Source organism: Neorhizobium sp. T7_12, assembly GCF_002968535.1.
GTDB classification, from domain to species: domain Bacteria; phylum Pseudomonadota; class Alphaproteobacteria; order Rhizobiales; family Rhizobiaceae; genus Neorhizobium; species Neorhizobium tomejilense.
In genome coordinates this window covers 248,690-261,960 of record NZ_PVBK01000006.1, presented here as the reverse complement: position 1 = coordinate 261,960, position 13,271 = coordinate 248,690, and the positions used below count along the sequence as shown (strand labels likewise).

The 13,271-nt window shown below is 61.4% G+C and carries 11 protein-coding genes; 9 read left to right on the top strand and 2 right to left on the bottom strand.

Annotated features, from left to right (window positions below; translation table 11 throughout):
• Positions 1-1,140 carry an efflux RND transporter periplasmic adaptor subunit gene (locus C5J26_RS16405; RefSeq protein ID WP_245441186.1) on the bottom strand — a complete coding sequence of 380 codons (1,140 nt, stop codon included), beginning with the start codon at positions 1,138-1,140 and terminating at the stop codon, positions 1-3.
• Positions 1,141-1,342: 202 nt separating this feature from the next.
• On the opposite strand from C5J26_RS16405, the gene C5J26_RS16400 reads away from it, so the two are divergent.
• From C5J26_RS16400 to C5J26_RS16385, 4 genes are all read left to right on the top strand, one after another.
• The gene (locus C5J26_RS16400; RefSeq protein WP_105402719.1) at positions 1,343-2,014 is read left to right on the top strand and encodes a response regulator transcription factor; all 672 of its coding nucleotides are present in this window, start codon (positions 1,343-1,345) and stop codon (positions 2,012-2,014) included.
• Positions 2,014-3,345, top strand: a complete 1,332-nt coding sequence (locus C5J26_RS16395) for a HAMP domain-containing sensor histidine kinase (RefSeq protein ID WP_105402718.1) — start codon at positions 2,014-2,016, stop codon at positions 3,343-3,345. The genes C5J26_RS16400 and C5J26_RS16395 overlap by 1 nt, the downstream gene beginning before the upstream one ends.
• Before the next feature lie 100 nt (positions 3,346-3,445).
• Positions 3,446-4,333, top strand: coding sequence for a DUF3313 domain-containing protein (locus C5J26_RS16390; protein WP_371674092.1), 888 nt, complete (start codon positions 3,446-3,448; stop codon positions 4,331-4,333).
• Positions 4,334-4,738: 405 nt separating this feature from the next.
• On the top strand, positions 4,739-5,584 hold the full coding sequence (locus tag C5J26_RS16385; RefSeq protein WP_105402800.1) for a MipA/OmpV family protein: 846 nt from the start codon (positions 4,739-4,741) through the stop codon (positions 5,582-5,584).
• 98 nt (positions 5,585-5,682) lie between these two features.
• Here the strand turns inward: C5J26_RS16385 and C5J26_RS16380 are convergent, their stop codons facing one another.
• The gene (locus C5J26_RS16380) at positions 5,683-6,498 is read right to left on the bottom strand and encodes an ATP-binding cassette domain-containing protein (protein ID WP_105402717.1); all 816 of its coding nucleotides are present in this window, start codon (positions 6,496-6,498) and stop codon (positions 5,683-5,685) included.
• A 242-nt stretch (positions 6,499-6,740) separates the two neighbouring features.
• Between C5J26_RS16380 and C5J26_RS16375 the strand changes: the two genes are divergently transcribed.
• The 5 genes from C5J26_RS16375 (at position 6,741) to C5J26_RS16355 (ending at position 13,267) form a co-directional block, all read left to right on the top strand.
• Positions 6,741-7,625 (top strand): helix-turn-helix domain-containing protein, encoded by an 885-nt coding sequence (locus tag C5J26_RS16375; protein ID WP_105402716.1) that lies wholly within the window; start codon positions 6,741-6,743, stop codon positions 7,623-7,625.
• 161 nt (positions 7,626-7,786) lie between these two features.
• Positions 7,787-9,940: a TonB-dependent siderophore receptor gene (locus tag C5J26_RS16370; protein ID WP_172745875.1), complete on the top strand. Its 2,154-nt coding sequence runs from the start codon at positions 7,787-7,789 to the stop codon at positions 9,938-9,940.
• Positions 9,941-10,004: 64 nt separating this feature from the next.
• On the top strand, positions 10,005-10,889 hold the full coding sequence (locus C5J26_RS16365) for an ABC transporter substrate-binding protein (RefSeq protein ID WP_105402715.1): 885 nt from the start codon (positions 10,005-10,007) through the stop codon (positions 10,887-10,889).
• Positions 10,873-12,873 carry a Fe(3+)-hydroxamate ABC transporter permease FhuB gene (gene fhuB / locus C5J26_RS16360; RefSeq protein ID WP_105402714.1) on the top strand — a complete coding sequence of 667 codons (2,001 nt, stop codon included), beginning with the start codon at positions 10,873-10,875 and terminating at the stop codon, positions 12,871-12,873. The genes C5J26_RS16365 and fhuB overlap by 17 nt, the downstream gene beginning before the upstream one ends.
• Before the next feature lie 34 nt (positions 12,874-12,907).
• Positions 12,908-13,267, top strand: a complete 360-nt coding sequence (locus C5J26_RS16355; protein WP_105402713.1) for a hypothetical protein — start codon at positions 12,908-12,910, stop codon at positions 13,265-13,267.
• Positions 13,268-13,271: the final 4 nt, after the last annotated feature.

Genomic DNA, 13,271 nt, shown 5'->3' with positions numbered 1-13,271 from the left:
TCAGCCCGCCTTCGGGATCGTGACGGTGACGTCCGGTCGCAACTCGGGCAGCGGTACGGTCACGATCGCGTCGCCGTAAGCCAGGCCTTCGGAAATCTCCAGGCTGTCACTCCCGCCCCATCCCGATCCGACAGTCACGGGCTGGCGGACGAGACGGCCTTTTTTCAGCTTGAGGACATAGTCTCCCGTCTCGTCCTTACGCAGCGAGATCGCCGGTATGATGATCGCGTCTTCGTTTTGCCGGACCAGGATTGAGCCTGTCGCGAACGATCCGCCCCTCAGATGGGCGCCACTGTTGGAGAGCCGGATATAGACCGGGATGAAGCGCGTGCCGCGGTCGGCGACCGGACTGATACGATCCACGCGTCCGATGACCGTTTGCCCGTCAAGCCCGTCGATGTGCAGTTCTGCCCGTTGGGCGATGGCAATACGGTGAACGTCGCGCGTGGAGACCAGGACTTTTGCTTCCAGAACGCTCGTATCGACGATCGTGAAAAGTTCTGCGCCGGCGCCGACGCGGGAGCCCTGATTGATCGCCCGGTTTGAGATCACCCCATCGAACGGCGCCAGAACTTCGGCGTCCCGCAAAGCGGTGCGTGCGATATCCGCCTGGGCTGAAAGGCTTTTCAGTCTGGCGGTCGCGGCGGCCACCTCGCTTCGTGCTTTGTCGAGCTGCTCCTGGCTCGCGATGTTCTTATCCGCGAGTTGTTCGATCCTGTTGAGCGACTGCATGGCGAGCAGCATCTCCGCTGCCGCGACATCGCGATCCCCTTCACGCTGCTTGAGGATCGATTGGAGATCGTCCGTCTCGAAACGTGCCAGCACGTCCCCTGCCTTGACGCCCTGTCCCGCAACGGCGCGAACCTCGATGATCCTGCCTCCATCCTTGGCGTGCAGGACGGCGCGATTGATCGGCTCGAGGTCCCCGCTGACGCGCAGCCGTTCCGCCATCGACATGGGCCTGATGTCAGCGATCTCCGAAGGGGCCAGTTCCAGCGGTCTATCGAGCTGGTTCGCCGCGACCGCCGCGACGACCTCTTTCACCCGCTCATTCGCATCGACCGTTCCGCGTGCGGGATCGATAAACACGACAGCGAGGTAGACGCCTCCCAGAAGCATCCCCGCCTTGGTCAATCTCATCGTCCATTTCAAAGCCATAGCGACATTCCTTGGATGTAAAGCACGGCCACCTGCGGGCGGCGCCTCGCGTTTTCGCGACTGGATGGCTCCGGTTGCTAGGCTTCTACAATTGCAGCAGCATTACCTGATGGTTCCTTTGTCCCCCGTAATGCTGCCGCAATCTTCGCGGCGGAGAAGGACCGGACAGGAGAGCCAAGGGACGATGAGACTTCTATTGATAGAGGACGAGAAAGAGCTGGCCGACGCTCTTTCAGGGGCGCTGAGCAAACGCGGCATCGTCACTGATCACACCACGCATCTTGCGGACGCTTTCGAATTGACGCGCCAGAATAGCTACGACGCGATTCTCCTGGATCGGCGTCTGCCTGATGGCGAAGGGCTGACCTTCATTCCGATGCTGAGGCGGACGGGCACCGACACACCGATCATTGTGCTGACGGCGCGCAACGAGCCGTTGGAGCGGGTCGAAGGGTTGGATCTCGGGGCGGACGATTATCTCGGCAAGCCGTTTCTTGTCGACGAGCTGATGGCCCGGTTGCGGGCGGTTCTGCGACGGCCGCCAAGTCTGACGGAACTTCAGATCTCGGTGGGCCGAATGGTGATCGATCCGCTGCATTTGAGCGTGACCGTCGAATCGATCCCGCTCGATCTGCCGAGGCGCGAACTTCTCGTCCTGGTGGCGTTGGCCAAGCGGAAAGACAAAACCGTCCTTCGATCGACCCTTGAGGCTGCGGTCTACAATTATGAAGAAGAAATTCAGTCGAACGCGCTCGATGCGCATATTTCAAGATTGCGCAAACGACTGCTGGATGCCGGCGCCGGTATCACGATCCACAATATCCGCGGTGTCGGATATCTCCTGAAGGAGGAATGATGCACGACAAGGCTACCCGTTCGCTTTGGTGGAAGCTGAGTTGGCAACTCAGCCTGGTCATTATCGCTGTTGTTGCTGCGGTGATCCTCGGGCTTTGTATATGGGCTGCTACGATCATGTCGCCTAACATTGCCATGGAGGAGAAGATCGGTTCTGCGATAGCCGCGGCCGCGACACGCGACAGCCAAGGACGTTTGGAGCTACGAGAAACGCCGAGGCTAAGGGCGCTCAAGGAGCAGAACAACTCTCTTTGGTATGTGGTCGCCACGATAGATGGTGCGTCGGTGTCCTATGGCACCATCCCTCCAGCTTATGCTGAACTCGCCCATCTGGTCCATCTGTTCGACGACGCGGACATACGGGGATCCTCTGCGACAAAGGAGGCCGCGACGATTGACAATGCCGAGGCGGCCGTCGGCGAGATTCGGATTCTGTTTGGCGGCGTGGCTGACAAAGGTTCGCCGGTCTTCGCCCTTCTAACAAGGGCCTACCCGATCTATGTCTCCCTGCTTGCGGTCGCCTTGCCTGCGATCTTCCTCGCCGTCCCGCGAATCGTCGGCCGCGCGCTTGCGAGGGTGAGCGATGTCGCCGACAAAGCATCGCAGATCCAACCCCGCCAGCATGGAAAACGGCTGCCGGTGGCAGGTATTCCCAAAGAAGTTGCTCCGTTGGTGATCGCATTCAACGGTACGCTCGAGCGGCTTGAGAACGAATTGAAGAAACGCCAGCGCTTCCTGATCGACGCGGCGCATGAGCTCCGAACACCGATCGCCATCATGCAAACGCGGATCGATGGGACGTCCGAGGGCCAGGAACGCAGGCGATTGTTGAACGACGTTGCGCGTTTGGCCGAGACCGCCGAACAGCTCCTCGACTTTGAGCGCAACGACCAGGCGAGCGAGCTCCATGAAGCGGTCGATCTCGTGGAGATTGCACGGACGGTGGTTGCCGACCTCGCGCCCCAGGCGATCGCTGCGGGCTACCAGATTTCCTTCCAGCGCGAGGTGGAAAGCGTTGAGCGGCGCGGCAGCCCTTCCGCTCTGCCAAGAGCGATCAGCAATCTGGTCCGCAATGCGATCGACCACGGCGGCAACAGGGGAATGATCACCATCTCGGTCTCGGCCGGCGGGCGGATCACCGTGGCCGACGAAGGGGCAGGCATACCCGCCGAACATCAGGAACTGGTTTTCGAACCCTTCTACCGCGTCACCCCAAAAAGCAGAGGCGCAGGCCTTGGTTTGAGCCTGGTGAAACAGATCGTCGCAAACCATCAGGGGCGGGTCAGCCTTCAAAGCGGCACAATCGGAACCCAGGTTGCAATCGAACTCTGACAGACGACACCATGTTCGCCCATCCCAATCCTCTGTAATGCTGCGGCAATCCTTCCCCCGCACTGTCAACCTGGTACACCCATGACGGAGGCCCGACGGCGTGCGCAGCAATCCATCAATTGAACCATTTCTCCGATTTGCAGGATCTCCATCCACGTTAGCTTTCAGATCTCTATGTTTCGCCCTGCCTCTAACCCTGGCGGTGGCGGGATGCACCTCGGTGCCGCTGAAGGAGGCAGGCACCCTGACTTCCTACAGCAATCTTGGCGCGCCGAAGGGAACGCTGGCCAAGAAACGCCTCTATGTCGATGGGCGACATCTGGCCACGGTCAAGACGGTCAGCATCGTGCCGACAACCTTCTCTTTCAGTGCCGCATCCCGCATTAAAACGGAAGCCGACCGCTCGCTGGTGTCGAACGTTCTGGACCGGGCGCTCTGCGTCGCGCTTAGCGACAAGTACCAGATGGTGCCGGCCGGCCAACCGGCGGATCTGACAATACGGTCCGTCGTCACCGATATCGTACCGACGAACAGGGCCGCGGCTGGGGTCGCGACCGCCGTCACCGTCGGCACCGGCTTTGTCCTGCCCGTCAGCATGCCGCGATTGCCTTTCGGCCTCGGGGGATTGGCCGTCGAAGCGGAGGCTGTCGACGGCGACGGCATTCAGAGCGCGGCGATGGTGTGGGCCCGCGGCGCAAATTCGATCCAGGACAAGCCCCGCGTTTCCGAAGTCGGGGACGCCTATGGCCTCGCCTCCAGGTTCGCGTCCGACTTTTCGCGCGTGCTCATTTCCGGCAAGGAGCCGAAAGGATTGAACATCGCCCTTCCTTCAGGGCAGCGGATGCGATCCTGGCTCGGCGGAAAACCCAAATACCCGGCGTGCGACGCCTTCGGGCGGGCGCCTGGATTGGTGGGAGCCGTGGCGGCCAAGTATGGCGCGCCGCCGGACTGGACCGACAAGAAGCCGAAAGCGGCCATTACGCACTGACATATCATCCGAGTGGCCCGGCATGCGCGTCAGCGTAGCCGTTGCACTTTTTACGGAGGAACGGCGGTCGGAGCCTCCAGCGACCGGCCCGCTCCGTAAGGCGGCATGGACGGACGGAGCACGGGCCGGCACCCCCAAAGCCTTGCTCCGTTCGTCCGCTGCTCGCCGGCATTGGCAGCAGGATTTGCCGCTATCGCTTCGCCCTGCCGCACCGACAGTGCCGGCTGGTTTTCATCTCGACCTTGTAATGCTGCGGCAATTCTTCAACCGCAACTTCTCCCCGAAACCATACCCCGGTTTCTTTAGCTTTTATAATCAGGAGTTAATTTGGTGAGCCAGCACGATCAACATCATCCGGAAGACCGGCACCGCAATACGGTCTTAAGCGGAGTTGGGGCTTTCGACATCATTCAGCGACGGTGGACGATAAAAATCTCGATCGCGGCGTTGGCCGCAGCCTCGGCACTCTTGCCGGTCACGGCACTCGCGGCTGACCTTGAAGCAACCGACGCGGCGATTGCCCCTCCCCAGCAGTTCGATACCGCGCGCTACGGCGGCATTCGCGGCAAACTGCATGACTGGAAGGTAACGATCGGCGTCGGGGCGGTTTACCTGCCCGAATACGAAGGATCCGACGAATTCGAGGTGCAGCCGTTTCCGCTCGTCTCCGCCCAGTTTGGGGAGCGCGTGCATCTCGATACCAGTGGCCTCACCGTCGATCTTTTCGAAACAAACGGCTTCAGGATCGGCGTGACCGGTGGTGTCGAGATGGGCCGCAAGGAGGACGACTCGGACTACCTGCGTGGTCTGGGCGACATCGACATGGGCGGCGTCATCGGAGGGATCGTCAGCTATGAGGTCGGCCCATTCGGCGTCTACGCCAAGTTGGACAAGACCATAGGCGGCAGCGAGGGACTGACCGGCACTTTCGGCGCGAAGGTTTCCCATCGCTACGAACGGTTCATCTTCTCCGCCGATGTGTCCGGCACATGGGCCGACGACAAGCACATGGAGTCGTATTTCGGGGTGACTTCGATCCAGTCAGCTCGGTCCGGCCTGGGGGCATACGAAGCGAAGGCGGGGATCAAGCGCGTCGATCTCAAGGGTTCCATCACCTATATGATGACCGAGAACTGGAGCGTCACAGGCGCCGGCGGGGCCGGCTTCCTGCTCGGGGATGCCAAGGACAGCCCGATCGTCAAGGACGACGTTCAACCCTTCGCAATGCTGGGAGTAGGATACAGGTTCTAGAAAACGAGTGAGATCCTGCGGCAGCCATGACGGCTGCCGCTATTCCGTAGTGGGGTTACCGCCTAACGAAACCCCACTGGCTGACTGTATACTTGAAATTACTGGGCCAGCGCCACCAGCCGGCCGCTTGAGGGCTGGCATAGGATATCCATCCGGACGTCGTAGATGCGAACCAGTTCCTCGGTCGTCATGACCTCTTGCGGGGTGCCATGGGCAATCAGCCGGCCGGAATGCAGCGCGACGATCTCATCGCAGAAGCGGGCGGCCATGTTGACGTCGTGCAGCACGGTGATGATGGTGATGCCCTTTTCGCGGCAAAGGTCGTGCGTCAAGGACAGGACTTCCAACTGATGGCCGATATCGAGCGCGGAGATGGGTTCGTCGAGCAGAAGGCAGGCGGCATCCTGTGCCACCAGCATGGCAAGCCAGGCCCGCTGGCGTTCGCCGCCCGACAGGCTGTCCACCATGCGTTCTGCAAAAGAGCCGATACCGGAGAGCTCGATAGCCTCCTCCACCTTCTGCTTGTCGGTGGCGCTGAACCGGCCGAGCGCGCCGTGCCATGGATACCGGCCGAGCGCCACCAGTTCCTTGACCAGCATGCCGGGCGCTGCTGGCGTCCGCTGCGGCAGATAGGCGAGCCGGCGGGCGAATTCGCGCGCACTCCAGGCTTCAAGCGGCTTGCCCTCGAACTGGATAGTGCCCGCGCTCAGCGCCTGCTGCCGGCCGATCAATTTCAACATCGTCGATTTGCCGGAGCCATTGTGACCGATCAGAGCGATCGACCTGCCTGCCCGAAGATCGAGCGTCAGCGGATGTAAGAGGACGCGGCCTTCGATCGCAAAGCTCGCCTCCTTTAATGACAGGAGAGGGAGATTTGCCTTGGCGATCTCACGCTCGTTTGGGTTCAGTGGCATGGGTACCATCCGTACATCGTCTTTCAAACCGGAAAACTAAACTCATGTTTCTTCGAATCGGACGCTCCGGTCAACCGACCTCCTTTGCCGTGCCGTTGGTCGCGTTGCCGGCCGCCCGGTGTGTGTGTATTTGCCCCTGTGTTCCGCAGATCGGGATGGTGCAGCATCCGCAACGCCCGCGGGATTGATACGCTGCATTAAAGTTGATAAAAATATGCAAGTTTATTTATTCGGGTAGCTGCATGATCTTTCAACCGCGGATGCAGAACAGGATCGAGGGTTTTTCGGTCATCGGGGGGCTGAGGCGCCGTTACTGGAACGGCATCACCGCCGACCTCTGGGAGGTGGAATGCGCCGCCTATGCGGGCGGTCACTACGTGGCGCGGGACCCGCGACTGTTCATCCTGCTCGACCAGCGCGGCCGCGGGCGCCCTGTCGTAAAGCTCTCCCCGAAATCCCGCGGCGCGCCACAGGACAGCAATCAGAGCCCGATCTCCTACATTCCCGCCGACATGGACCTTTGGCTGGACATTGCCGACGTTCAATATGTGCGCCACCTCGATATCCATTTCGACGCGGACATCCTCGGCCGCCGGTTGATGGAAGACATCAACCCCAAAAAGCTCAAGGATCCCCAATTGTTGTTCTCCGACCAGCGCGTCATGGCGCTGGCCGGACTGATCGCCGCCGAGATTTCCAACCCGGAGCCGCTGCATGATCTCTATGGGGACGGGCTCGCCCTGGCGCTGGTCATCGATGTCCTGAAGATGGCAAAGGTACCGCCCCGGCGGCGAGGAACGCTGGCCGTAGCGCAGCTGCGGCGCGCCACGGATTTCATCACTGAAAACTGCATGCGCAATATCCGCCTGCAGGAACTCGCTGACCTGACGGGACTGTCGCCATCGCATTTCAGCCATTCGTTCAAGGCATCGACTGGAATGGCCCCCCACGACTGGCAGATGAATGCCCGGCTGGAACGCGCAAAAGCCTTGCTGGCGTCGGACGCCTGTGCCTTGACCGAAGTTGCCGCCGAAACCGGTTTCTCGGACCAGGCGCATTTTACCAAGGTCTTCCGCAAACATGTGGGGATCACCCCGGCCCGCTGGCGCAAGGCCAGGCAGTCGTGATGCACTTCGCAAATATTTGCTCACTCCTTCAGAAATTGCCCAAAAACGTCCAATTGTCGCCGATCGAACCAAGCCCAAACTTTAAATATGAGTTAACTGCTCACCTTATTGTAGCGCCGCTTCCGGAGAGCGGCGAAAAGTTCGTGTGAGTGGGGCATGGAATGAACAAGAGAAAAACAACCTTGGGGGCAAGGCTCGGCCTGGGTGCAGGTGTGGCGTTTGTCGCCCTTTGCAGCGCGTGGGCGGCTCATGCCCAGGACGCCGATACGACCTTGGCGCCGATCGTCATTCGCGGTGAGGGCGAAGGCGACGGAACCGGCCCGGTCAAGGGTTATGTCGCGAGGCAGTCGACGACCGGGTCCAAGACCGATACGCCGCTCAAGGAAATCCCGCAGTCCGTGTCGGTCATCGGCCGGGAAGAGATGAACGACCGCGGCGCCGTCAGCAAGATCGACCAGGTGCTCCTCTATACGCCGGGCGTGTTCGGCCAGCCCTACGGCTCGGACCCCGACACCGACTGGATCTATGTTCGCGGTTTCAATGCGTCGCAGACGGGCGTTTTCTTCGACAGCCTCGCGCTCACCAGTCATGCCTATGGCGGCTTCCACATCGATCCGTTCATGCTGGAACGCGTCGAGGTCCTCAAGGGCCCGGCCTCCGTCCTGCTCGGTGGGGCCAATGCCGGCGGCGTCGTCAACCTGATCCGCAAACGCCCGACCGACGAGCCCTACTACTACACCGAGACCGGCATCAACACGAATGGCAACGCCTTCTTCGGTTTCGATATTTCCGACAAGATCACCCCGGACGGCACCTTCAGCTATCGCCTGACCGGCAAGATCGCCGGTGGCGACAACTATACCGACTACAGCGAGGACCTGCGCGGTTTCATCATGCCGCAGTTCACCTTCTCGCCGGATGCAGGCACCAGCCTGACGGTCTGGACCTATTTAAGCGGCCTCGACCAAGTCCACACGACCAACGGTCTGCTGCCTTACGGCGGCACAGTCGTCAACGCCGGCTACGGCAAGATACCGCGCGACATGTTCCTCGGCGAACCGGATTTCGATAACGGCACGGTCGTCCAGAAAATGGTCGGCTACGAATTCGAACACGAATTCGAAGGCGGTTGGAAATTCACTCAGAACCTGCGTTACAGCCATTTGTTCAAGCATGAGAAATATGTCTATCCATTCGACTTCGACCCGACGGATGGCGTGGTAGACCGGTACGGCGAAGACATTACGTCGACCGCCAATGCCTTCAATGTCGACAACCGGATCGAAAACGAGTTCGATTTCGGGAGCGCCTCGCATAAGATCATGGCTGGCTTGGACTACCGCTACTATCGGCTGCATACAGACCAGTTCGCAACCCCCTTCCCGTCCTTCCCGGATCCGTTCGATCCCAACAATCCGGTCTATGGCTCGCCGATCACTCTCGCCCGCAACCTCAACCAGGTCTACACGATCAACCAAGTCGGCGTTTACGCGCAGGACCAGATCAAGTTCGGCGATGGCTGGATCGCAACTTTCAACGGCCGCTACGACTATGTCCACAACGAGATCGATGACCTCATGCCGGGAGGAACGGAGAACTATTCCAGCAACGACCGTGCCTGGAGCGGCCGCGCGGGCCTGGCATACGAGTTCGACAACGGCCTGACGCCCTATGTCAGCGCCGCTACGTTCTTCAGCCCGATCGTCGGCCTGACGGGCCGCGCGGCGCCGAAACCCGAGGAAGGCCACCAGTTCGAGGCAGGCTTGAAGTACGAGCCTACCTGGCTCGACGGCAGCCTGACGGCCTCCGTTTTCGACATCACGAAAAAGAACTACACGATCACAGCCGGCGGGATAACCAGCCAGCTTGGCGAAGTCCGCTCCCGGGGCGTCGAAGTAGAAGGCAAGTTCAATCTGGACGAGAACTGGAAGGTCATCGCGGCGGCGTCGTATACGGATATCGAGATCACCAAGGACGATCCCACGCTCGTCGGCAATACACCAAACGTCGTGCCTGACGTTCTGAGTTCTCTCTGGCTCGACTACACCGTCACGGAAGGACCTTTGGAAGGACTCAGCTTCGGCGCCGGCGCCCGCTATCGCGGCAAATCCTGGGCGGACAATGCGAACACCCTGCGCGTTCCGGATGCGACGGTCTTCGACGCGGCGATCCGCTGCGAGAAGAACGATTGGAAGGCGTCCCTCAACGTCACCAACCTGCTCGACAAGGACTATGTCGCAGGCTGCAACACGGAGTATTTCTGCGGCTACGGCGAGGCCCGCACCGTCAACTTGAAGATCAGCAAGGTCTGGTAGTTTGACGATCTGAAACAAGTCTTTCAGGAAGGCCCGGCTGTGGCCTTCCTGTGCCTTTGGAGACATGCCGAGAGTGCCGCAATTTACCCGCAGAACCATGCTTTCAGCCGCAGCCGCCTTGGCGGCGGCGCGCACTCTGCGGGCGCAGGAAACAGGGCCGCGGGTTGCAACGCTCGACTGGGCGCTTCTCGAAACGCTGCTTGCGATCGGCGCCAATGTCGTGGCGGCGACCGAGCTTCGGCAGTTCCGCCAGGTTGCGATCAAGCCCGATGTCCCGGACAGCGTTGCCGATCTCGGCCTGCGCGGCACGCCGAATTTCGAGGTGCTGCGCTTTGCCCGCCCGGACCTTATCCTCAACTCGAATTTCTATGCCTGGGCCGATCCGCTGATGCGCCGTATCGCGCCGGTCGAAAACCATTCTATCTACAAACCCGGCGAAAGCCCGTACCTCCTTGCAGAACAGGCCGTGCTGTCGATCGGCGAGCGGCTGCAGCTGCCCGCGGCCAATAGGATGGTCGAGGAGCTCGCTGCCCGGCTCGATCGCTACAAGAACCTCCTTGCCGGAGGTGACGGCCGCCCTGTCCTGCCGATCAACCTCGGCGATGCGCGCCATTACCGCGTCTTCGGTTCCGACAGCATGTTCGGCGAGGTCTTGAAACGCGTCGGGCTGGCCAATGCCTGGACGGGCGCCACCAGTTATTCGGCCATGGCGCCGATGGGCATCGAGACGCTGGCCTCCATGCCCGAGGCATGGATCGTCCTCATTCCTCCGCATCCGGAGGATGCCTTTGCGACACTGACCGAAAGCGCTTTCTGGAAGGCCCTGCCTGCGGTGCGGGAAAATCGCGTGCTGACGGTCGGATCGATCAATCCCTATGGGGCACTGCCGGCCGCACGTCGTTTTGCCGATTTCCTGGCGGAAGGATTTTCCCATGCCCGCAACGGCTAGTCTCCCGATGCCCATGCGCGAAGGCCTTCCCCACGTTCTTCCTGCAGCCGTGCTCGGCATCGCCTGCGTTGTCTCCTTCGCTCTGCTTCTGGCGTTTCGCCCGCACGTTCCCGGGGCGACGACGACCGCGGCTGCGCTCGATGCGATCCTGCTGTGGAACAGCCTTCTGCCTCGTGCCGCGATTGCGCTGATCGCCGGGGCAGCGCTCGGTCTTTCCGGTGCGCTGCTGCAACGGGTATTGCGCAACCCGATCGCCGATGCCTCAACTCTCGGCATCGCCTCGGGGGCACAACTGGCGCTGACGCTCGGCCTTAGTTTTCTGCCGCTTCTGACCGGCATTTCCCGCGAACTGCTCGCCTTTGCCGGCGGCTTTACCGCGGTGGCGATCGTGCTGGCGCTGAGCTGGCGGCGCAGGCTCGATCCGGTCACGGTGGCGCTCTCCGGCATGATCGTCAGCCTGATCGCGGCCTCGCTCAGCGTGATGCTGATCCTGGCGCGCGGCGAATATGCCATGTCGATCCATATCTGGGGTGCGGGCGCGCTCAACCAGCAGGACTGGAGTGGTGTCACTTCGCTGGCGCCGCGGTCGGCGGCGGGCATCCTCGCCGCAGCACTGCTGCTGCGGCCGCTGAATGTCCTAGCGCTCGACGATTCCAGTGCCAAAAGCCTCGGCGTCGCGCTGCATGGTGTCCGGTTTTCGATCCTCGTTCTCGCCGTCTGGCTGTCCGCCTCCGTCACGGCAACAGTCGGCATCATCGGCTTCCTGGGGCTCGCAGCACCCGCCATGGCCAGGTTCTGCGGCGCGCGAACCACCGGACAGGTGATGATGGCCGCGCCTCTCACGGGAGCCGCGGTGCTTTTCCTGTCCGATTGCCTGACCCAATTGCTGGGACCGGGTTTTTCCGATCTGGTACCGGCGGGTGCCGCAACCGCACTGCTCGGCGGGCCGTTGCTTCTCCTGCTGCTGCCCCGCGTCCACGGATTTTCTGCCATGACCGCAACGGCCGACGCTGCCTATCGACAGCTTCGAAATCCTGCTGGCGCACTGTCGCTCCTTGCCTTGGCGCTTTCCATCATCTTCGTCCTCGTACTTGCGCTAGGCCCGACCGATCACGGCTGGAGCGTTGCAATCGGCCCGCTCTTTTCCGAGCTTCTGCCGTTTCGTCTGCCGCGTATCCTGGCAGCCGGCGGTGCCGGCGCCATGCTCGGTGCGGCCGGCTTCATCATGCAGCGCGTGACCGGCAATCCGATCGCCAGTCCCGAGGTGCTCGGTGTTTCGAGCGGCGGCGGTGCCGGGCTGACGGTTGCTCTCTTCCTGTTCAGCATCCCATCGCCTGCCATCATGCTTCTCAGCATGGCGCTCGGCTCGCTCGCCGTCTTCCTGGTGATGATCGCGATCGCCGGCCGCTCCGGTTTTTCGGCCGAACGACTGCTGCTCGCCGGCATCGCCATCAGCGCTTTCTGCATGGCGATCGTCAGCATGGTGCTCGCCCAGGGCGACATGCGCAGCTATACCCTGCTCTCCTGGATGGCCGGATCCACCAATCGAGCCGGTATCTTCGAAGCCTGGACGGCGATGATCGCGCTCGTGGTGTTGACGGCGCCGCTCTTCTTCATGATCCGCTGGCTCGCCATCCTGCCGCTCGGGACTAGCCTTTCCCGCAGCGTCGGCCTTCGCGTCCTGCCGTCACGCCTCGTGCTCGCGATCCTTGCGGCATTGATGACGGCGATCTCGTCCTTCCTCGTTGGGCCCTTGAGCCTGACAGGACTGATCGCCCCGCATCTCGCGCGGCTCATCGGCTTCCAGAACCTGCGATGCCAGCTTGCAGCGGCAATCGTCATCGGCGCAGGCGTACTGATGATGGCCGACTGGCTGTCGCGGGTCGTCATCTATCCCTATCAGGTCCCGGTCGGCCTCTTCGCGGCGCTGATCGGCGGACCTTATCTTCTCTGGCTGCTTGGGTTAAAGCAACGCTCCCCGTAATGGCCGAACGCTCCACGCCGTCCGGCAGCCGTCGATGTTTGGCGAGCCCTGTGCCCTCGGCTATTTTGATTCCCGACTGGGTGAAGGTTTGTACGGCACCGCACAGAAGGCCGCCGGCGTTCATTATCTGTGGAAAAAGCGCTTCGCGGGGATTAGAATTCGCCGCTTCAAGGAGGCCGATATGACATATCACAATCCTTTTCCGGCGCGTGCAATGACGATGGGAGACATTTCCCTCCTCCGGCACGCTGTCATTGTTGCAGCCGAAAAATCAGAACGCAGCGCCGATTCAGTCGCACCTATCGTGTACGACCTTTACTGCCGCGGCCTCAAGGATCCTGAAAAACTCGCCGAGGCGGCCGGCTTGCTTGCCACGTCTCGTTCCTTCAACTGAATAG